General features: G+C 63.9%; 20 protein-coding genes and 1 pseudogene. 6 read left to right on the plus strand and 15 right to left on the minus strand.

The window, feature by feature from the left end; translation table 11 throughout:
- Positions 1-53 precede the first annotated feature (53 nt).
- Complete coding sequence (locus AC0L26_RS11245; RefSeq protein ID WP_473632569.1) at positions 54-512, minus strand: MarR family winged helix-turn-helix transcriptional regulator; 459 nt, start codon at positions 510-512, stop codon at positions 54-56.
- A gap of 143 nt (positions 513-655) precedes the next feature.
- Here AC0L26_RS11245 and AC0L26_RS11250 point away from each other — a divergent pair, with 143 nt between their 5' ends.
- Complete coding sequence (locus tag AC0L26_RS11250; protein WP_473632570.1) at positions 656-1,417, plus strand: alpha/beta hydrolase; 762 nt, start codon at positions 656-658, stop codon at positions 1,415-1,417.
- A gap of 54 nt (positions 1,418-1,471) precedes the next feature.
- Positions 1,472-1,697, plus strand: a pseudogene (locus AC0L26_RS11255) (ABC transporter permease); the annotation flags it as partial.
- A gap of 101 nt (positions 1,698-1,798) precedes the next feature.
- Here AC0L26_RS11255 and AC0L26_RS11260 read toward each other — a convergent pair.
- Positions 1,799-3,853 (minus strand): ABC transporter ATP-binding protein/permease, encoded by a 2,055-nt coding sequence (locus AC0L26_RS11260; RefSeq protein ID WP_473632571.1) that lies wholly within the window; start codon positions 3,851-3,853, stop codon positions 1,799-1,801.
- 242 nt (positions 3,854-4,095) lie between these two features.
- Between AC0L26_RS11260 and AC0L26_RS11265 the strand changes: the two genes are divergently transcribed.
- Positions 4,096-5,055 carry a DMT family transporter gene (locus tag AC0L26_RS11265; protein ID WP_473632572.1) on the plus strand — a complete coding sequence of 320 codons (960 nt, stop codon included), beginning with the start codon at positions 4,096-4,098 and terminating at the stop codon, positions 5,053-5,055.
- A 124-nt stretch (positions 5,056-5,179) separates the two neighbouring features.
- Here AC0L26_RS11265 and AC0L26_RS11270 read toward each other — a convergent pair whose 3' ends face one another.
- Both AC0L26_RS11270 and betI read right to left on the minus strand, forming a co-directional pair.
- Positions 5,180-6,682: a helicase HerA domain-containing protein gene (locus tag AC0L26_RS11270; RefSeq protein WP_473632573.1), complete on the minus strand. Its 1,503-nt coding sequence runs from the start codon at positions 6,680-6,682 to the stop codon at positions 5,180-5,182.
- A gap of 126 nt (positions 6,683-6,808) precedes the next feature.
- Positions 6,809-7,441, minus strand: a complete 633-nt coding sequence (betI, locus tag AC0L26_RS11275; RefSeq protein WP_473632574.1) for a choline-binding transcriptional repressor BetI — start codon at positions 7,439-7,441, stop codon at positions 6,809-6,811.
- A 130-nt stretch (positions 7,442-7,571) separates the two neighbouring features.
- Here betI and choX point away from each other — a divergent pair, with 130 nt between their 5' ends.
- From choX to AC0L26_RS11290, 3 genes are all read left to right on the plus strand, one after another.
- Positions 7,572-8,486 (plus strand): choline ABC transporter substrate-binding protein, encoded by a 915-nt coding sequence (choX, locus tag AC0L26_RS11280; RefSeq protein ID WP_473632716.1) that lies wholly within the window; start codon positions 7,572-7,574, stop codon positions 8,484-8,486.
- 62 nt (positions 8,487-8,548) lie between these two features.
- Positions 8,549-9,322: an alpha/beta fold hydrolase gene (locus tag AC0L26_RS11285; RefSeq protein WP_473632575.1), complete on the plus strand. Its 774-nt coding sequence runs from the start codon at positions 8,549-8,551 to the stop codon at positions 9,320-9,322.
- The gene (locus AC0L26_RS11290) at positions 9,319-10,761 is read left to right on the plus strand and encodes an amidase (RefSeq protein WP_473632576.1); all 1,443 of its coding nucleotides are present in this window, start codon (positions 9,319-9,321) and stop codon (positions 10,759-10,761) included. The genes AC0L26_RS11285 and AC0L26_RS11290 overlap by 4 nt, the downstream gene beginning before the upstream one ends.
- A gap of 2 nt (positions 10,762-10,763) precedes the next feature.
- Here the strand turns inward: AC0L26_RS11290 and arsK are convergent, their stop codons facing one another.
- From arsK to exbB, 11 genes are all read right to left on the minus strand, one after another.
- The gene (arsK, locus tag AC0L26_RS11295; RefSeq protein ID WP_473632577.1) at positions 10,764-12,005 is read right to left on the minus strand and encodes an arsenite efflux MFS transporter ArsK; all 1,242 of its coding nucleotides are present in this window, start codon (positions 12,003-12,005) and stop codon (positions 10,764-10,766) included.
- Complete coding sequence (locus tag AC0L26_RS11300) at positions 12,002-13,438, minus strand: NAD(P)-binding protein (protein WP_473632578.1); 1,437 nt, start codon at positions 13,436-13,438, stop codon at positions 12,002-12,004. Before AC0L26_RS11300 ends, arsK begins: the two co-directional genes overlap by 4 nt.
- Before the next feature lie 51 nt (positions 13,439-13,489).
- A complete protein-coding gene (locus AC0L26_RS11305; protein WP_473632579.1) occupies positions 13,490-13,810 on the minus strand; it encodes an ArsR/SmtB family transcription factor in 321 nt (106 codons plus the stop codon).
- 146 nt (positions 13,811-13,956) lie between these two features.
- The gene (arsH, locus tag AC0L26_RS11310) at positions 13,957-14,658 is read right to left on the minus strand and encodes an arsenical resistance protein ArsH (RefSeq protein WP_473632580.1); all 702 of its coding nucleotides are present in this window, start codon (positions 14,656-14,658) and stop codon (positions 13,957-13,959) included.
- Between the two features lie 19 nt (positions 14,659-14,677).
- The gene (gene arsC, locus AC0L26_RS11315; RefSeq protein WP_473632581.1) at positions 14,678-15,100 is read right to left on the minus strand and encodes an arsenate reductase (glutaredoxin); all 423 of its coding nucleotides are present in this window, start codon (positions 15,098-15,100) and stop codon (positions 14,678-14,680) included.
- Positions 15,097-15,786 carry an aquaporin gene (locus tag AC0L26_RS11320; RefSeq protein WP_473632582.1) on the minus strand — a complete coding sequence of 230 codons (690 nt, stop codon included), beginning with the start codon at positions 15,784-15,786 and terminating at the stop codon, positions 15,097-15,099. Before AC0L26_RS11320 ends, arsC begins: the two co-directional genes overlap by 4 nt.
- A gap of 2 nt (positions 15,787-15,788) precedes the next feature.
- Entirely contained in the window at positions 15,789-16,295 is a 507-nt protein-coding gene (locus AC0L26_RS11325) for an arsenate reductase ArsC (protein ID WP_292310885.1), read from the minus strand.
- A 9-nt stretch (positions 16,296-16,304) separates the two neighbouring features.
- Positions 16,305-16,637, minus strand: coding sequence for an ArsR/SmtB family transcription factor (locus AC0L26_RS11330; RefSeq protein ID WP_473632583.1), 333 nt, complete (start codon positions 16,635-16,637; stop codon positions 16,305-16,307).
- A 146-nt stretch (positions 16,638-16,783) separates the two neighbouring features.
- The gene (locus AC0L26_RS11335; protein ID WP_473632585.1) at positions 16,784-17,740 is read right to left on the minus strand and encodes an energy transducer TonB family protein; all 957 of its coding nucleotides are present in this window, start codon (positions 17,738-17,740) and stop codon (positions 16,784-16,786) included.
- Positions 17,740-18,198, minus strand: a complete 459-nt coding sequence (gene exbD / locus AC0L26_RS11340) for a TonB system transport protein ExbD (RefSeq protein ID WP_473632586.1) — start codon at positions 18,196-18,198, stop codon at positions 17,740-17,742. Before exbD ends, AC0L26_RS11335 begins: the two co-directional genes overlap by 1 nt.
- Before the next feature lie 15 nt (positions 18,199-18,213).
- Positions 18,214-19,173, minus strand: coding sequence for a tonB-system energizer ExbB (gene exbB / locus AC0L26_RS11345; RefSeq protein ID WP_473632587.1), 960 nt, complete (start codon positions 19,171-19,173; stop codon positions 18,214-18,216).
- Between the last annotated feature and the right edge of the window lie 10 nt (positions 19,174-19,183).

Below are 19,183 nucleotides of genomic sequence, written 5' to 3' on the forward strand. Positions count from 1 at the left end.
GGCTTATCCGCCAATAGGACCGCTACCGGCGAAAGCAGACGCCGTAGCGAGGATTACGCGACGGGAGTTGGGGCGGCAGCGTCTCTCATACCGTCGCGCAGCAACTGCACTTTACGGTTTAGCTCGATCATTTCGGGCACCGTGAAGCCCGAATGGAGCAGTAGGGCGGCCGTCAAGCAGCCTGTCTTGGCGTGAAGGCTAGCGCCCTTTTCACTGAGATGGACCTGCACCTGCCGCTCATCCGTTGTGCTGCGCTGGCGAGCAACAAAGCCCGCAGCTTCGAGGCGCTTTACGGCAGGCGTGATCGTGCTTGGCTCCAGCGCCAGCCTGTCAGCGATAACGCCGATCGTTAGTCCGTCGCGCTCCCAAAGGGCGCTCAATACCAGGTACTGGGTATAGGTGACGCCAAGCTCGTCCAGCATCGGCTTGTAGACACGCTGAATGGCGATCGAGGCGGAATAGATCGAAAAGCAAAGCTGACCATCAAGCGGTAGCACGGGGTCGTTGGCCATTGTAGTCTCCATTTCGTGGCGCGGAAGTCCATTATCACAGAAAATGATATCGCGATAAAGAAATCGCTTTACAAGCCGAATGCGCATCTGTACACGTTGATTATCGCGATAATGATTATCGTGATAAACAAGGAGATGCCGATATGATCAAGACCCTCATTGCCGCCGCTACGACACTTGCAATGGCGGCAACCGCTCTCACACCCGCCGCCGCACAGCCGGCAGGCGTAAAGAACGTCGTTCTCGTCCACGGCGGCTTCGTCGATGGTTCGGGCTGGCAAGGCGTCTACAACATCCTGAAGAAGGACGGTTACAACGTCACCATCGTTCAGAATCCGACGACCTCGTTGGATGACGATGTAGCCGTGACAAGGCGCGCGATTGCCGAACAGGACGGCCCTGTCGTTCTCGTCGGCCATTCTTATGGTGGCGTCGTCGTCAGCGAAGCCGGAACGGACGAGAAGGTGAAAGCTGTCGTCTACATTGCCGCGTTCGCACCGGACAAGGGCGAGTCCGTTTCCTCGCTGATCGCCAACCCGCCTGCTGGCGCGCCTGTGCCTCCGATCCTGCCGCCCATGGATGGTTTCCTCTTCCTCGACAAGGACAAGTTCGCTGCCTCGTTCGCCGCAGACGTAGACGCCGATGTGGCATCGTTCATGGCCGATTCGCAGGTTCCGTGGGGCGTCGAAGCGCTGACCGGCGCAGTCACCGATCCGGCATGGAAGTCCAAGCCGAGCTACTACCTGGTTGCGTCTGAAGACCGAATGATCCCGCCGGCGGCGCAGCGCATGATGGCCGGGCGTGCCGGATCAACGGTCATAGAAACCGCCGGCAGCCATGCCGTCTATGTATCAAAGCCCGAGGTTGTTGCTGCACTCATCGAGCAGGCTGCGACAAGCAAGTGAATGAGACTACGTCCAACCCCGAAGCGTCTATCGGCGCTTCGGGAACTAACTAAAGAACCGCTAGTGCTGCCTTCGATGGTAGCCGCCGTGATCGGCGGCGCCTCGATTTTCGGCGGCCGCGGCGGCTACACCGGCACCATCATCGGCGCCCTGATCCTCACCGTGCTGACAACGCTGCTGACCATCCTGCAGATGCCGGAGGGGCGCGCGGCGGATATTGTTCGGGTTGATCGTGCTGTTCGTGACGGCGGCGTATTTGCGGATTGTGGAAGAGAGGTGAAGGCGCCACGGCGCCTGCTTCTGGCAAGTCGACTTACGTCTGCACACGTTGACCGTTGCGGCCATGCGGTCTTGCAATTCTCCGTCCCAGCCATCACGAGCCTACTCCCCTGCACGCCGCTTGTCGGCCGCACCGGAGCCCCATAGGGCGCGCGTGAACAGGTTCCGTTTGCCCTTGCGCGGGACAAGCTCGATATCGCTGACAAGCTTTGCGCCGTCCTTGCGCCGCTCCAGGGTGATCTTGCGGCTGTGATAGGCTTCCAGCTCGGCTCGGTGCGCCACGCTTATGATGGTGACATCGGGCAATTCGTGGAGCAGCACCTCCATCATCCTGCCTTGGCTCTTCTCATCGAGCGCTGAGGTCGCTTCATCCAGGACGACGATATCGGGACTGTGCAGGAGGAGGCGCGCGAAGGCGAGCCGCTGCTTTTCGCCACCCGACAAGGTCTGGTCCCATGGCGCGTCTTCCTTGATCTTGGCGGCGAGATAGGCGAGGCCCACCTTGTCGAGGGCAGCCTTGATCTGCTTGGTCGTCCAGTTGTCGGCCGCCGCTGGATAGGCGACGGCGCGGCGAAGCGTACCAGAGGGGATGTACGGCCGTTGTGGCAACATGAACAGTCGTCTCTCAGCGTGGAAACTGACGCTGCCGCCGCCCCATGGCCACAGACCCGCGACGGCTCGCACCAGCGTGCTCTTGCCCGAACCCGATTCGCCGGCCACCAGCACCCGCTCGCCCGGCTCGATCACGACCTCGGTTTCCTTGACCACGGAGGTGCCGTCGTCGAGCGTCACGGACAGATTGTCGAGGCTGAGCATCGCATCGTCTTCGGTCTCGCCACGCTGGATCCGCCCCAGGGCGTCGCTCTGTTCGGCGCGCTCCAGCCCGTCGAGCGACATCATCAGCGAAGCGATGCGCCGGGCCGAGGCGTTCCAATCGGCGAGACGTGGATAGTTGTCGACCAGCCACCCGAACGCCCCCTGCACGATGGCAAAGGCGGACGCAGCCTGCATGACCTGTCCAAGCGTCATGCTTCCCTCGAGAAACTTCGGAGCGCAAAGCAGGACCGGCACGAGCGGCGCAAACAGGCTCGACCCTTGCGACACCAGCGCCGTGCGCATGTGCTGGCCTGTGAGCAGCGCCCATTGCCTGAGCACATGGCCGAAATTCCTGTCGATGCCGCTGCGCTCCTCCTCCTCGCCGCCGAGCAATGCGATGCTCTCGCCGTTTTCCCGCACGCGCGTCAGCGTGTAGCGGAACTCGGCTTCCGCCTGGTTCTTTTCCTCGGAGAGGTGGACGAAATGGCGGCCGATCACAGTCATGGACGTGGAGGTGATCGCGGCGTAGACGACCGCCGTGATGACGAGGAAGCCGGGAATGGTGACGCTCGAACCCGCGATCGTCAGCGTCAGCGCCCCGCCGATCGTCCACAGCACGACGATGAAGGTCGAAGCCGACAGAAACGCGTTGAGGACACCGGCGATGAAGTCGACGGGGGATTCGGTGGCAATGCGCAGATCCTCCGCGATGCGGGCTTCGGGATTCTGGTGGTCGCCGCCGACGAGGTTCAACTGATAATAGCGGCCGTTTGCGAGCCAGCGCGCGATGACCGCTGTGGTGAGCCAGGAACGCCAGCGGCGCTGGATCGTCATGCGAAGGTAGACTTGCGCAACGACCAGACTTCCGCTGCCGAACACGAGCGGCAGGAAAACGGCGCTCAGGAAATAAACGGTGCGGGCATTGCGTTGTTCGATGGCATCGAAAATCGAGCGGTTCCAGACATTGATTCCATACTGGAAGCCGACATTGATGCAGATCAAGATCAACAGCGCGATCGTGAACAGCCAGGCGAGCCTGTCGCCGCCGCGGCCCCAGTATCCGCGCCCGCTGATCCAGAAGCGCTTCAGCAGATATTTCTTGCGCGCCTGCTCGGCCTGCTCGGGCGTCAGCTGAGGATCGGGTTCGATCGCCTCCGGCGGCGGCGCGGGCTCGCCGTCGACCTCGGGAGCGGGTTCGACGACCGGGGCGTTCTCTTCGCCTGGTTTCTCTTCGCTCGGTACCTCTGGACGCGATTTCTCTAGGCGCGACGGGCGCGGCTTTCTCGCACCGGCCGGTTTGGCGCTGCCGGGCGGTTTGGCTTTGAATTCAGCCTCTGGCATCGCCGACAACGGCTTAATAGTCAGAAGGTTTCATAATGTCCGCCCGGCATCCGGCTGCAGCCGGCAGGTTGCCGCCCTCGAAGTCAGGACGCATTTCCACTCAGGGGAAAGAGTTTCCACCCCATCGGGAGACATAGTGCGGCCGGCCCGGTTCCCTCCACCATCCAAAACCAGATGCACGATCCAACGCCACAGGCTATATTACCTCCCTCGGGCTGAGGCTCATCGCGGGAGGGCATGGCATGCAGGCAGTGCCGATAGCGCATCAAGCGACGCAACCTGCCGTCAGTCCCGCATCCTCCATGGCCGGCTATCCAACCGCTGTCCTGTGCTGGCTGCTTTCGGCCGGTGTCTATATAGCGGCCAAATGGGTGGCGCCTGAAATGCCGCCTTGGGGGCTATGCTTCTGGCGGCTGGCGCTCGCTTGCGCCATCCTGCTGCCGATCGTGCATCATCACCATGAGGCAATGATCGGGCTTTTGCGAACGCGCGCCGTGGAGGTCGTCGCCGTCGGCGCAATCGGCCTGACGCTCTGCCAGGGCATGATATACCACGGCCTCAATGACACTGACGCAACCACGGCCGGCATCATCATGGCGCTATCTCCTGTCATGACGATGGTGCTCGCCCGTTTTGTGCTTGGCGAGCCGCTCGGGCTTTGGAAGTCGCTTGGCGCGCTGGTTGCGCTGGCCGGGATGGTTTTCATCGTCGCGCACGGGAACCTGACGGCACTGCTTCAGCTCAAGTTCAACGCTGGCGAGTTGTGGATCGTTGGCAGCGCGTTCTGCTGGGGCCTGTACACCGTACTTTTGCGCCGTGCCAGGTTCGGCATCGAACTCTTGCCGATGGTCGTGCTGCTGCTCGGCGCCGGCGCGCTGGTCGCCTTGCCTTTCCATCTATGGGAATTGTTCAACGACGAACGCTCCACCATGGACGTCAATAGCATTCTCGCGCTCGCCTATCTGGCAGGCCCGGGCGGCGCCTTGATGTACTATCTCTACAACAAAAGCGTGGAAACGCTTGGTGCGAGCCGGGCGAGCATGCTGCTCTATTTGCAGACAGTGTTCGTCGCCATACTCGCCTATCTATTGCTTGGCGAGGGCTTGCACGGCTACGACCTGGTCGGCGCTGCCTTTATCGTCGCTGGCATCGTGCTCGCTACTGTGCTCAAACCCGGGCCGGGACCCGCACGCGTCGCATAGAAATCTTCCGGGTGGCTGGGGCGAGGAATTGGCCGTTCCGGAGTGTCCGCTTATGGGCGCAAAGCAGGCGACTATAGCTGCAGCTTGAAGAAGAGCTCTTCCTCCCGCGCACTCTTCATCCACCTCACACAGCCAAACGCCCCTGCTCCGCCTCCTCCGCATTCGGATCGCCCGGCGCCGTCGCCCAGGCCAGTTCCACCAGCGTCACCGTCCGCCGGCCAACCCCGTCAAGTTGGCACACGATCAGCCCCTGCTCCTCGATGTAAGTCAGCAGGCGGCGGGCGCGGCGCAGCGAGTGCGAGCCGTAGGCGCGGGCGATCGCCGCATCGCTCGGGCAGGGCCAGCCCTCCTTCGCTGCGCGGGCGATCATCATGAACACGCCTTGCATATCCTCGGGCAGCAGCGAGGCGCGCACCGAGACATCCTGCCAGGCGTCGTCGCCTGCCATGTCGGAGCCGAGCCCGGCGCGGGCGCGCGTCAGCATGCGGCGGAACTCCGGCAGATCCGGCACGACCGATGCGAGGCCCTCGATGCGGCAGCGGACCACGAACTCCTGATAAAGCACGCCGATGACACGGAAACCCGCATCTGGTTGCGCCAGCACGGCGCGCAGAACCCGGTCGACCCGCTCACGCCGCTCCGCCAGATCCTCGGCGCTGATCGGCGGCTCCACCGGCTCGGGGCGGATTTCCAGCGCCGCCGATTTCGCCGCCATCAGCTGATCGAGCAGGTCCGGCGACGCCGCCCGGCGCTGCGGCCTCACGGTCTCGGGCGGCGGGGCTGCCAGGATGATGGCGCGGGCATCTTCCAATGCCGCTTCCGGCAGCGGCATCAGCCTCGGGGTGCCGTTGCGCGGACTTGTATCGGTCGGGCCGATGCGCAAGCCCAGCGGACGACGCGACAGCGCCGGGCCCAGCGCCATGAACTGCCCGCGCTCCAGGTCGCGAAAAGCCTCGGCCTGGCGCCGCTCCATGCCGAGAAGATCGGCGGCGCGCGCCATGTCGATATCGAGAAAGGTTCGGCCCATGAGGAAATTGGACGCCTCGGCGGCGACGTTCTTGGCGAGCTTGGCCAGCCGCTGGGTGGCGATGATTCCGGCCAGCCCGCGCTTGCGGCCACGGCACATCAAATTGGTCATGGCGCCGAGCGAGAGTTTGCGCGCCTCGTCCGAAACCTCGCCGGCCACCGCCGGCGCAAACAGCTGCGCCTCGTCCACCACCACCAGCATCGGATACCAGTGATCGCGGGCGACCTCGAACAGCCCGCCGAGAAAAGCGGCGGCACGCCGCATCTGGTTCTCGGCGTCGAGCCCTTCGAGATTGAGCACCGTGGAGACGCGGTGGATGCGCGCGCGCTCGCCGGCGCTCTGCAGGCCGCGCTCGGTATGCTCCTCGGCATCGATCACCAAATGGCCGAAACGATCGCCCAGCGACACGAAGTCGCCTTCGGGGTCGATGATGGTCTGCTGCACCCAGGGGGCACTCTGCTCCAGCAGCCGGCGCAGCAGATGCGATTTGCCGGAGCCCGAATTGCCCTGCACCAGAAGGCGGGTAGCCAGCAGCTCCTCAAGATCCAGCGCCGCCGGGGCGCCCGCGGTCGTGTGGCCCATCTCGATCGCAACGGTCATGTCTCGACTCTCCTTGGGGAGAGGGCTTATCAACCGCTTCGCGGCCCGTCGAGCGCGCATGGCCGACGGCTCGCTGTTGCGCACAGGCTGGACGAATGCGGATGGCGCGCAGCCATCAGGCGCGGGCTAGCTGGCTTTTTCGACGCCGACTGATGCGGGGAGCGTGGCCGCCGGCGATTCGGCGCTTGCCAGTCGCGCGGCGACATAGTCCTTGACCTGGCGCAGCGCGTAGTCGCGCGAAACGCTGCCGGGTTGCAGGCCAAGCCGCAGCCATAGTCCGTCGATCAGCGTGGTGATGCCGAAAGCGATATCGTTTGCATCAGCTTCGACGACAAGACTGCGCAGGCCGGACAGCAAATTCGAACGCATCCGGCTGTGGATGACGCGCTGAATGCGTTTCAATTTTTCGTCGCGCGGCACCTCCGCGCATAGTGAGAGCCACGCATGACAAAGTGACGGCTGGAAGAAATGCGGCTCGAAATTGCCGTCGATCACCGCGTCGAGCCTTTCCATAGGCGTATGCGCACCTTTCAGCCGTGCCACCACGGCATCGCGCAGCACCAGGTTCGACTCGCGCATCGCGTGTTCGAACAGCTCTCGCTTATCCCTAAAATAATGCAGCACGATGCCTTTCGACGCGCCGGCCTGCGCCGCGACCTTCTCGATCGTTGCGCCGGCTATACCTTCCCGCTGAAGCACGGCGAATGCTGCCTGGCGCAGCTCCTTGCGGCGGATGTCGCTGAGGCGGGTGAGTTTCATGATTGTTCCCGATGCAAATGCATATTGACATTCTAGTCCACGGAGATCAACAATTGACCAGTGGGACAATAATCAGACCAAATGGTCAACAACGGGAGATATCAGAATGCTTCGCACCGTTCTTCTCAGCATGCCCTTGTGTGTTCTGGCGCTTGCGCCGCAGGCGAGCCAGGCCGCGGAACCGGAACAATGCAGAGTCGTCCGCATGGCCGAGCCTGGCTGGAACGATCTCGCCTTCACCACCGGTGTCGCTTCCGTCCTGTTCGACGCTCTCGGCTATAAGCCGCAGAGCACACTGCTTGGCATAGACGTCATCTACGCCGCCCTGAAGAACAATGATCTCGACGTCTTCCTCGGCTATTGGGACCCGGCCATGGTCGCGAATTTTGGCCCGTACAAGCAGGATGGCTCGGTCGAGACCGTCCGCATCAATCTCGAAGGCGCCAAATACACATTTGCCGTTCCAACCTATGTCTGGGAAGCAGGCGTCAAGGACGTGGCCGACCTCAAGAAATTCGCCGACAAATTCGGAAACAAGATGTACGGCATCGAGCCTGGATCGAACCAGTTGATGATGGACGCCATCGCCGACCCGAGTCTCGGTCTGAACGGATGGGAGGTCGTCGAGTCGAGCGAAGCCGGCATGTTGTCGGAGGTCGGATATCGGATAAAGGAGAAGAACTTCATCGTCTTTCAGGGGTGGGCGCCGCATCCGATGAACACGATGTACGACTTCAAATATCTGACTGGCGGCGACAAATTCTACGGGCCCAATTTTGGCGCGGCGACCGTCAGCACCCAGGTGCGCAAGGGCTATCTGGAAGCCTGTCCGAACGCAGCGCAGCTCTTGAAGAACCTCAGCTTCGACATCGACTTCGAGAATACCGGCATGGGCTACCTGATCAATGACGGCATGGCGCCGCTCGATGCCGCTGAGAAGGCGATATCGGAAAATGAGGGAAGGCTCGACGCCTGGCTGCAAGGCGTTACCACCTTCGACGGCAAGCCGGCGCTCGACGCCGTGAAGGCAAAGCTCGGCCTGTGAACTCCGCAATGCAGGAGGGATGGGCCGGCCGCAAGCGAAGTGTCGCTATCGGCGGGACCGCCATGGCCTATATCGAGATCGGCGGCGCCGAGCCGCCGCTTGTCCTCATCCACGGCTTTACCGACACGAGCCGCAGTTTTTCGCTGCTCGTCCCGTATCTGGAAGGCCGCCGCCTGATCATCCCGGACCTGCGCGGGCACGGCGCCTCGCAGGCCGGGACGAGCGGCCTCGGGCCGGCCGATTTCGCCGACGATCTTGCCGCGCTCATTGCCAGGCTGCAGCTCGTGCGGCCGATTCTGGTGGGCCATTCGCTGGGCAGCATGATTGCCATCGAGATCGTTGCCCGGCATCCGGCTTTGGCCGGTGGGCTTGTGCTGCTCGCGGGCACGCTGCAGCCCGAAATACCCGATGCGCATCCAATGGTCGTCGGGGTGCAATCGCTGCGCGACCCGATATCGCCGACGGACCCGTTTTATGCCTATTGGCACGCCTGCGAGGCGGACGTTCCACCCGACTTTCTCGCAATGGCGGCGGCGGAGGCGTCGACCATGCCGGCGCCACGCTGGCGCGCCATACTGGACCAGGTGCGCCGCACCGATCTCACGGCGGCTGCGCGAAGCGTCAAGGTCGATACGCTGATCGTAAACGGCGGGCGCGATCCCCTGTTCGACAGTATGCATCGGCAGCGGCTGGTAGATGCCTTTCCCACCGCTGCAGTCGTCGAAGCCGCAAATAGCGGCCACAACCCGCACTGGGAGGACCCGGCCCTGGTCGCCCAGCTGATCACTGCACATTTTCCGGCACGCAATGAGCCGAGGCAAATGAGCCAGCCATGAAGCTGTCGGAATATGCGGCGCTCGATGCCGTTGCGCTGTCCGAACAGGTTCGCTCCGGCGACCTGTCCGCCATCGAGGTCGTCGAGGCGGCAATCGAGGCGACCGCAAGGATCAATCCTGTCCTCAATGCCGTGACCCTGGTCGATGTCGAAGGCGCTCGCTCCAGCGCAAGGAGCCTGGATCGGAGCGCACGTTTAGCCGGCGTTCCATTTCTCATAAAGGATACCGGTATCCACACGGCCGACTGGCCGACAACGCATTCCTCCGCCTATTTCCGGGATGCCGCGCCCAAACCCGATAGCGAGATCGTCCGGCGGTGGCGGGCAGCCGGCCTGGTCTTCCTAGGAAAAACGAACACGCCGGAATATGCCAATGATTTCGTGACCGAGCCGGCCTTCCGCGGGCCGACGCTAAATCCCTGGGATCTGACGGTCACGGCTGGCGGGTCGAGCGGCGGGGCTGCTGCCGCTGTCGCGAGCGGCATGGTGCCCGTAGCCCATGGCTCCGATATTGGCGGATCGATCCGCGTGCCGGCGGCCTGCTGCGGCTTGTTCGGCCTAAAACCTTCCCGCGCCCTTAATCCTCTCGGCCCTTATCGCGGCGAGGTCGGCGCCGGACTCCATGCCGAAAACGTGCTTTCGCGCACGGTCCGCGACAGCGCCGCCATGCTGGATATGACCGCCGGCCCCGAACCGGGGGCGCCTTACCGCGTATCCAGGTCGGTGCCCTCCTACTTCGACTGGCTGCGCACGCCGAGCGAGCGCCTGCGCATCGCCTGCCTGGGGCGGCGAGCCGATGGCACTGACATCGCGCCCGAAATCAAGGCCCGGTTTCTGGAAGCCATGGCGCTGCTCGAGGGGCTGGGGCACGAGGTGGAGGAAGCATCGTTTCCACCCGAGGCCGATTGCGGCGACGGCTGGAGCCTCCTCTGGATGTCGGAGATTGGCCTGACCATCCGGGAACGAGCCGGTGAGATCGGCCGCATGCCGGGAAACGGTGAAATCGAGCGACTGAGCCGCCACGCGCTGGAACGCTTCGAACAATCCTCGGCGGCCGACTTCATCAACGCGCAGAGTTGCACCCATCGAGCGTCTCTCGCCATGGCGAGAAAGTTCGATCGGTTCGATCTGATCATGACGCCGACCACGGCCGAATTGCCGCCCCGGCTCGGAGAGATCAACGGCAACGGCGCGCATTTCGACTATCAGGAATGGGCAAACAGGGCCTACGGATTCGCACCCTTTACTGAGATCTTCAACGTCACCGGGCAGCCCGCCGCCAGTCTTCCGCTCTTTCAGTCCGAGGGCGGCGTGCCGATCGGCATCCAGCTCGTTGCCCGCCAGAATGAGGATCACCGGCTGCTTCGCATTGCCCATGAACTGGAGCAGGTAACGCAGTGGGCGATGCGGCATCCGCCGATCTGGGCGGCGGACTGTTAGGATCAACTGCTATTGGCATTCACAAGAGGTATCGCAGCCTCAAGAGGCTGCCTTCTGACCAGGATGATTGCCGAGAAAGCCAGTATGCCGAGCATGCCGACCGCTGCGGCCAGCCAGAGCGATGGTTGGACGCCCATGCCTGCCATCGCCATGGCGAGGGCAAATGGTGCAAGTGCCGACGAGAACTGACGCGCCGCCGTCACCCAGCCGAGCCGGGCGCCGTAACGCTCCCGTCCGAACAGTTCCAGGGGCAGCGTGCCGCCGACGATGCTGGCGAGACCCGAGCCCAATCCAAACAGGATGACGAAGGCGATGGCGCCGGCCACCAATGGTGTCGTCGCCAGCAGCACGACAAGGCCGAGCGGCAGCAATGTCGCGCCGATCACCGCAAGCCAGGTCTGCGCCAGCCGGCCGCCGAACAGCATGTTGATGAGCCGGCTCGCCACCTGGGACGGGCCGAAAAGCGTGGTGACGACAAGCCCGGCCGAGCCAAGTCCGAGCGCCGTCGTCAGCGGCACCATGTGAACGAGGATCGAGGACAGCACGAAACCCTCGACCGCGAAGCCGCCAAGCATGAGCAGAAACACTCTGCTGCGGTCGCGCGGGGTAAAGGCAACCGCACCGCCAGCCGGCCCGATGACCGCAGGTGCCGCCGAAGCGCTTTCACCTATCCGACGCGACAGCCGCGCCAGCCAGGCATGGATCGGCAGGCAGATGGCGACGTTGATGGCGGCAAAGACCAGATAGACCTCGCGCCAGGTCAGGTATTCGTGCAGTGCGGCCGTCAGCGGCCAGAACAGGGTGGAGGCGAAGCCGGCGATCAGCGTCAGATGGGTGATGCTTCGCTGCGCCCTGGCTCCGCCGATCTGGACGATCGCCACGAAAGCAGCGCTGTAGAGCACGAACGCGGACGCCAGTTCCATGGCCATCAGGGCCAAAACGAAGGTCACCCGACCGGGTGCCAGCGCGCAAGCGACAAGTGCTGCCGCGGCCGCTGCCGAACCAAAGGTCATCACCCGGCCGGCGCCGAAGCGATCGGCCCAGCGCCCGGCTGTCGGGGCAAACAGTCCACCCACCAGCAGTGATGCCGACAAGGCGCCGAAGACCCATTGTTCCGGCCAGGCGAACTCGAGCGCGATCGACGGCACCAGGATGCTGAAGCTGTAATAGAGTGTGCCGTAGCCGATGATCTGCGTCAGCCCCAACGCCGAGAGCGCGGTCGCCGGGATCTTCAGGTCGCTCATTGAGCGGCATCCACGATCTCGAGATCGCCGCTGTGCGCGGCGACGGACTGCGTGCTGCCGCAGCCGCATCCCGACTTGCCGCTGGCTTTCGCCTTGGCGTCGTCGACACAGCAGGCATCGACAGCAGCCGGCGCCGGCCCGCCGCAGCAACCCTGAGATGACGAACCTGAAAGTGACGCCGGCACGGTGCAGACGCCGGTCTCGGGCAACACCAGCTGCACGGCATCGGCCGCTTCCATATCTCCGGCGAGTGCCGCGGCGACCGAGCGGACCTGTTCGTAGCCGGTCAGCAGCAGGAATGTCGGCGCCCGGCCATAGCTTTTGACGCCGACCGTGTAGAAATCGGGCTCGGGGTGGCTGAGCTCGCGATGACCATGCGGCGGCACATCGCCGCAGGAATGTTCATTGGGATCGATGAGCGGCCCCAGCGCCTTGACGCCTTCAAGCCACGGATCGAGGTCCAGCCGAAGCTCGCGGGTCAAGGCGAGATCGGGGCGCTGACCCGTCGCGGCGATGATCCTGTCGACGGGGCCGAGCGTGCGCAGTCCACCCGTTGTCTGGCCTTCGACCAACAGCCGGCCGTCGACCTCGCGAATGGCAACCGTGGCAAAGCCCGTCACCAGCCGCACGCGTCCGCTCTCGGCGAGCTCCCGGACATCGGAGCCAAGCTCGCCGCGCGCCGGCAAGGCGTCGGCATCGCCGCCGCCGTAGATGCGGACGAGATCGGTGCTGCGCGTTACCCATAGCGCCGAGGTGCCCGGCTCGGTTTGCGCAAGCCTGTCCAGTTCCAGCAAGGCGTTGGCGGCGGAGTGGCCAGCGCCCGCCACCAGTGTCGTGTGACCTGCATAGAGATGACGGTCGCGGCCGAGAACATCCGGGATGCCGTAGGCGATGCGATTTCCAAATTCCCTCTCACCTTCGGCCAGCAAGCCGCCCGCGCCCAGCGGGTTCGGCGTCTGCCAGGTGCCGGACGCATCGATCACGGCCCGGGCGCTGTCTCGCCGCGTGCCCTCGGCGGTTTCGACCAGAAGCATGAACGACCGCGTCTCCCGCGCCTTGCTCGACACCTTGTCGGCTCCCCACCGCGAAATGGCGACGACACGGGCATTGGTTTCGATCGATGGCGCCAGTGCGGAAAGCTTTGCGAGCGGTGCGAGATACTGGCCGACGATTTCGTCCGCCGTGGGGAATGCCTCCGGCTCCGGCATTTGCCAGCCGTGGCTCTCGAGAAGTTTTCGGGCGACGGCATCGACGCAATAGCGCCACGGCGTGAAGACCCGCACATGGCCCCAATCCAGAAGGTTCGAGCCGACCGCGGAACCGGCCTCGTAAACCTTGACCGGAAGGCCACGGCCGACAAGTTGGGCCGCTGCGGCCAGACCGACAGGCCCGCCGCCGATGATGGCGACCGGGAGATTGCTATTGGGAGCCATGACACACCTTCCATGCTTCTAGGATTATAGAAATATTGGCCAAAAAAAGAGCTACGCAGCCGCTTCGCCGACGCCCGGACCGCATGCGGCATCGGCGCAACATTCGTCGGCAAGAAAACCGAGCAGATCGTTCATGACGGGGTAATTGGCACGGCAGATCAAGGTCGTTGCCTGGCGCTCCTGGGTGACCAGCCCGGTCAAGATAAGCCGGTGGAGATGATGTGACAGGGTCGACGCAGCGATGCCGAGCGTTTCCTGCAGGTGCCCGACCGGTCGCCCGGCCTCACCTGCCCTCACCAGCGTGCGATAAACGTTGAGCCGCGTCGGATTGCCGAGCGCCTCGAGTTGTTTTGCCGCTTGTTCGAGTTTCATAGAAATAAGGTAGCGCCGAGACAACGCCGCGTCAACACTATTTCGAAAATTCTCGAATTAACCGTTTACCAGTATCCACGCCGCTTGTGAGGCCTATCAGGATGATCGTGCGTCCAGCCACGATACCGGCGAGCAGCAATCACCCCTCAAATCGACCGCTGATTGACCCGCTTGGCGACCTCTTCAGCGCTTTCGACGCGCTCGGAATAGCGGTCCGTGAGATAGTCGGATCGATCGCGCAAGAGGAGCGTGAACTTCATCAGCTCCTCCATAACGTCGACGATCCGGTTGTAGTAGGGGGACGGCTTCATGCGGCCGGCCTCGTCGAACTCGTTGGAAGCCTTGGCCACCGACGACTGATTGGGGATGGTGACCATCCGCATCCAGCGGCCGAGGATACGAAGCTGGTTGACGGCGTTAAAACTCTGCGAGCCGCCGGAAACCTGCATCACCGCGAGCGTACGGCCCTGCGTCGTCCTGACGCCGCCAGCCGAGAGCGGCAGCCAATCGATCTGCGCCTTCATCACTCCCGTCATCGAGCCATGCCGCTCCGGCGAGCACCAGACCTGCGCTTCCGACCAGATCGACAGGTTTCGCAGCTCCTGGACTTTGGCGTGGTCGGCCGACGTCGAATCTGGCAGCGGCAGGCCGGAGGGATTGTAGATGCGCACCCCGGCACCCAGGCGACGCAAAATGCGAGCGGCCTCCTCCGTCGCGAGCCGGGAGTAGGACCGCTCGCGCAGCGAGCCGTAGAGCATCAGCACGCGGGGCTTATGGATCGACCGCGGCACGTCGAGCAGCGCCTGCAGGTCGATCGGCCGGAACAGGTCTTCGTCCACGTTCGGCAAGGAATCTTCGGGTATCTGGTCAGGCAACGCGCTTGCCCTGCTCGTCGATGACGACTTCGCCGTCTTCCTTTGTGAACGGCCCGATATCCGGATTGGGCAGGATGTCGAGAACCGCTTCGGACGGCCGTGCAAGCATGGTGCCGAGCGGCGTGACGACAATCGGCCGGTTGATCAGGATCGGATGCGCCAGCATGAAATCGACGATCTCGTCGTCCGTCCATTTGGGATCACCGAGATTGAGTTCGGCGTAAGGCGTACCCTTCTCGCGCAGCAATTCGCGCGGCGTCATCCCCATCGCCTTGATCAGCTCGAGCAGCCGTTCGCGCGACGGCGGGTTTTTCAGATACTCGATCACATCAGGCTCCTCACCGGACTGCCTGATGATCGCGAGCGTGTTGCGCGAGGTGCCGCAACCGGGGTTGTGATAGATGGTGATGGTCATTTCGCGGCTCTCATCTGTCTGATTGGTTTAGGCTCGGCGAGCAGCCATCCTGCCAAGGCCATGGCAACCAGCGCGCCCAGGAGTTCGGCGATGATAAACCCCGGCAGGTCTACCGGCCGGATGCCCGCGAAGGTGTTGGAAACCGCCCGCGCAATGGCGACCGCTGGATTGGCAAACGACGTCGAAGCCGTGAACCAATAGGCCGCAGTGATGTAGAGCCCGACCAGCCATGGAATCGCATCCGAACGGAAGCGAAGTCCCGCCAGAATGGTGAAGACCAGACCGAAGGCGGCCACCAACTCCGCGATCCATTGTCCGTTTCCGGTCCGCACGGTTTGGGAGATCTGGAGAACAGGCAGTTCGAACATGGCGTGCGCCAGCAACGTCCCGGCGACGCCGCCGACAATCTGGGCGACGACATAGGCCAAAGCTGCCGTTGCGTCGATTTCGCGCCTGAGCGCAAAGACCAGCGTCACCGCCGGATTGAAATGCGCCCCGGAAATCGGTCCGAGTATGGTGATCAGCACCACCAGGATCGCTCCGGTCGGCAGGGTGTTGCCAAGCAAGGCGAGACCCACATCATCCGTCAGCCTGTCGGCCATAATGCCGGACCCGACGACCGTCGCGACGAGCATCGCCGTGCCGAGCGCTTCCGCGACAATGCGACGTGACATGTCAGCCGCCATGGTTAGCCGGCTTTCGGAAGATCGCGGCCGATCTCATCCAGTCGTTTCTGCAGGGCGAGCTTGTCGATCGTGTTCATCGGCAGGCTGACGAAGATCGAGATGCGGTTGTTGAGCATGCGATAGGCTTCGGCAAAGGCCAGGTGCTTTTCGGCGTCCGTGCCTTCCACGGCGGCCGGGTCGGGCACCCCCCAATGCGCCGTCATCGGCTGCCCCGGCCAGACCGGGCACGATTCGTTGGCTGCGTTGTCGCAGACGGTGAAGACGAAGTTCATCTCGGGCGCGCCGGGAGCTGCGAATTCCTGCCAGTCTTTCGAACGGGCGAAGGACGTGTCGTGGTTGAGGGTTTTCAAAAGCTGGAGTGCGTAGGGATGGACCTCTCCCTTCGGGTGCGATCCGGCCGAATAGGCCCTGAACTTGCCGGCACCGACACGGTTCAGGATCGCCTCGGCGAGGATCGACCGTGCCGAATTGCCGGTGCACAGGAAAAGAACATTGTATGGCTCGCTCATGGCGTCCTTCTAACAGTTGCAGGCCACCGCCTGAATGACCGGCTGACAGAGCTCCGGCGCGCCGTTGCAGCAATCCTCCATGAGATAGGCAAGCAGATCGCGAAAGCCGGTCATGTCGGCGACGTAACGGATTGTCCGGCCGTCGCGCTCGGCGCGGACCAGACCGGCATGGTCAAGAACCTTCAGATGCGCCGACATGGTGTTCTGCACCGTACCGAGGCGCGAGGCGATCTCGCCGGCGGGAACACCATCTGCGCCCGCCCGAACCAGCAGGCGAAACACTTCGAGCCTGGTGTCCTGGCCAAGCGCAGCCAATGCGAGAAGAGCGGTGTTCTTATCCATGTATCCTGGAATCCAGAATTATAGATGTATATGGCCGCCATATGACAGCCGGATGACGATTGAAAGTCGAAAATCGTCGCCGGATGCGGACTGCAACGGTCCGCATCCGACTGCCGGCCAAGGCGGGCCTGTCTATGCCGAGCGACCTAATCCAGCTTGAATGTGAAAGGCGCCGCAACAGATGTACCCGCTTTTTCCGGCGGCGGCGCTGGCACTTTGGCGCCCTGTAGTGCGTCGAGCGCCGCGCGATCGAGGTCCGGATAACCGGACGAACGAGCCAGCCGGGCGGATAGAACGCGGCCGGATCCATCGACCGTAAAGGTCACTCGTGGACTACCTTCCTCGCGCCGGGCTTTCGCCGCCCTCGGGTAGCGCGTGTGCCGCCTGATCCAGGCATGCAACTGCGAGTTCCATTTGGGCGAGCTCACACCGGATCTCGAAGCCGGTGCTTTGGCCGGTTTTGATGCGGCCACCCTGGCTGCGGGTTTCGCAGCCGGTGCGGCTTTCTCCTTTTTCGGACGCTGTCTGGCCTCTCTGGCCGGCTTCTTCGCCTTGACCTCAGCTGGCTCCTTCACCTTGGCCTTTGCCTGCTTCTTTGGCTTGGCCTCGACGGGTTTGTCGACCGGTTTCGGCTGCGGCAGCGGGATGACCACTTCCGGCGTGACGGCCTCGACAACATCCGGCACGACCTCTTCGAGCGGCGGCTGGTCGACCCGTTCCGCCACGGTCGGCGGGGTCGGCTCGACTGCGTCGGCCGGAGCGGCTTCCGACGGCTCTTCGACCGGCTCTGCCTGCTCGACCGGCGGTTCGGGTGGAGGCTCCGTTTCGACTATCTCGGGTTCCTCGGCCGGATCCGGCTGATCGGGCGTCAACTCCTCCGGTATCGGGGCCGGCACGGCCGGCGTGAACGCCATCGGTGACAGCTCGATCACCTGCGCCTGCGGCGGCCCGCCATCGGGCGCCGCCGGGCGCCAGCTCTGCATCGCATAGCCGATCGCGGCGTGCGTCACCAGAACCAGCGCAGCCGCGCCCGCCCACCACGCCATCTCGCGTACGCCGAAACGGCGCTGATCGGCCACAGGCAGGGCGGCCGCCGGCGACATTATTGACCCGTTCCGTTTTGCGGCGCCGCGGCATCGCCGGGCATCGTCTCAAGGCCGACCAGCGCGATCTTCAGATAGCCGGCGCCCCGCAAAAGGTTCATCACCTCCATCAGATCGCCATAGCCGACCGCCTTGTCGGCACGCAGGAAGATGCGCGCCTGCCTGTCGCCTTTTGTCCTGCCGACGAGCGTGGCGGCGAAGGCTTCGCGCGGCACGGCATCGTTGCCGACCGCCAGGCTGAGATCGTCTTTCAGGGTCAGGAACAGCGGCGTCTCCGGCCGGGGAGCCGGCGTCGCGGTCGAGCCCGGCAGGTCGACATTGACATCCACCGTCGCCAGCGGGGCCGCGACCATGAAGATGATCAGCAGGACCAGGATCACGTCGATGAATGGCGTGACATTGATCTCGTGGTTTTCCTCGAGATCGCCGTCGACGTTCTCTCGAATTCTAGCCGCCATGGCGTCGCTCCGTGTTCATTCCGCGGCCATCGACTTTGCCGGCGCGACCGTGCGGAAATCCAGGTCCCGACTGACCAGCCGTTCGACCCCTGCCGACGCGTCGGCGAGGATTTGCCTGTAGCCGGCTATCGATCGCGCGAAGACGTTGTAGATGACCACCGCCGGGATCGCCGCGACAAGGCCCATCGCGGTGGCCAGCAGGGCTTCCGCAATGCCCGGCGCGACGACGGCGAGATTGGTGGTCTGCGCCTGCGAGATGCCGATGAAGGCGTTCATGATGCCCCAGACCGTGCCGAAAAGCCCGACAAAGGGCGCGGTCGAGCCGATCGTCGCCAGCACGCCGGTGCCGCGCGACATCCGCCGCGCCGCCGCCGCCTCGATGCGCGAAAGGCGCGAAGTGACCCGTTCCTTCAGCCCGTCGCCGGATACATGGTCGAGCGAGCCGGCCGAAAGCGCGGTCTCTTCCTCGGCTGCCCGCACCAGCAAGGCGCCAGGGCCGCCATCGTGGCCAAGCGCGCGGCCGGCCTGGTTCAACGTCGCGGCATTGCCGATCGCTTGTGCCGCGCGGCGGGCGCGCAGCTTGCCGCCAAGGATCTCCAACGATTTGGCCAGCCATATCGTCCAGGTGACGAAGGACGCGAATGCCAGCCCGATCATCACCGCTTTCACGACGATGTCGGCTGCCATGAACATCCCCCATGGCGACAGATCATGCGGCAGGGTCAGAGACGTCGCCGTGGAAGGACCCGTCTCGATAGGCGTGGTCTCCATAGGCGTCGCCACGCCGGGCTGCGTCGCCGGCGGCGCGACCGCGCCCGGCGCAGCCTCTCCAGGCGCGGGAGCCGGCGCCTCGATCGCCGGCGCCGCGCCCGGTTGCTCCTGGGCGACAGCGCCTGGTTGCTCCTGGGCGGCAGTGCCGCCGGCCGACAGGACGACGGATGCGATCAGCGCCGCGAACAAACCATGTCTGGACAAGGGCTTCTTC

This window comes from Mesorhizobium sp. WSM4823 (genome assembly GCF_055811195.1).

What these genes read in the sequence shown, in the direction of transcription:
- AC0L26_RS11245 (WP_473632569.1), bottom strand. Translation starts at nt 512, where the DNA reads ATGGCCAACGACCCCGTGCTACCGCTTGATGGTCAGCTTTGCTTTTCG.
- AC0L26_RS11250 (WP_473632570.1), top strand. Translation starts at nt 656, where the DNA reads ATGATCAAGACCCTCATTGCCGCCGCTACGACACTTGCAATGGCGGCA.
- AC0L26_RS11260 (WP_473632571.1), bottom strand. Translation starts at nt 3,853, where the DNA reads ATGCCAGAGGCTGAATTCAAAGCCAAACCGCCCGGCAGCGCCAAACCG.
- AC0L26_RS11265 (WP_473632572.1), top strand. Translation starts at nt 4,096, where the DNA reads ATGCAGGCAGTGCCGATAGCGCATCAAGCGACGCAACCTGCCGTCAGT.
- AC0L26_RS11270 (WP_473632573.1), bottom strand. Translation starts at nt 6,682, where the DNA reads ATGACCGTTGCGATCGAGATGGGCCACACGACCGCGGGCGCCCCGGCG.
- betI (WP_473632574.1), bottom strand. Translation starts at nt 7,441, where the DNA reads ATGAAACTCACCCGCCTCAGCGACATCCGCCGCAAGGAGCTGCGCCAG.
- choX (WP_473632716.1), top strand. Translation starts at nt 7,572, where the DNA reads ATGCCCTTGTGTGTTCTGGCGCTTGCGCCGCAGGCGAGCCAGGCCGCG.
- AC0L26_RS11285 (WP_473632575.1), top strand. Translation starts at nt 8,549, where the DNA reads ATGGCCTATATCGAGATCGGCGGCGCCGAGCCGCCGCTTGTCCTCATC.
- AC0L26_RS11290 (WP_473632576.1), top strand. Translation starts at nt 9,319, where the DNA reads ATGAAGCTGTCGGAATATGCGGCGCTCGATGCCGTTGCGCTGTCCGAA.
- arsK (WP_473632577.1), bottom strand. Translation starts at nt 12,005, where the DNA reads ATGAGCGACCTGAAGATCCCGGCGACCGCGCTCTCGGCGTTGGGGCTG.
- AC0L26_RS11300 (WP_473632578.1), bottom strand. Translation starts at nt 13,438, where the DNA reads ATGGCTCCCAATAGCAATCTCCCGGTCGCCATCATCGGCGGCGGGCCT.
- AC0L26_RS11305 (WP_473632579.1), bottom strand. Translation starts at nt 13,810, where the DNA reads ATGAAACTCGAACAAGCGGCAAAACAACTCGAGGCGCTCGGCAATCCG.
- arsC (WP_473632581.1), bottom strand. Translation starts at nt 15,100, where the DNA reads ATGACCATCACCATCTATCACAACCCCGGTTGCGGCACCTCGCGCAAC.
- AC0L26_RS11320 (WP_473632582.1), bottom strand. Translation starts at nt 15,786, where the DNA reads ATGGCGGCTGACATGTCACGTCGCATTGTCGCGGAAGCGCTCGGCACG.
- AC0L26_RS11325 (WP_292310885.1), bottom strand. Translation starts at nt 16,295, where the DNA reads ATGAGCGAGCCATACAATGTTCTTTTCCTGTGCACCGGCAATTCGGCA.
- AC0L26_RS11330 (WP_473632583.1), bottom strand. Translation starts at nt 16,637, where the DNA reads ATGGATAAGAACACCGCTCTTCTCGCATTGGCTGCGCTTGGCCAGGAC.
- AC0L26_RS11335 (WP_473632585.1), bottom strand. Translation starts at nt 17,740, where the DNA reads ATGTCGCCGGCGGCCGCCCTGCCTGTGGCCGATCAGCGCCGTTTCGGC.
- exbD (WP_473632586.1), bottom strand. Translation starts at nt 18,198, where the DNA reads ATGGCGGCTAGAATTCGAGAGAACGTCGACGGCGATCTCGAGGAAAAC.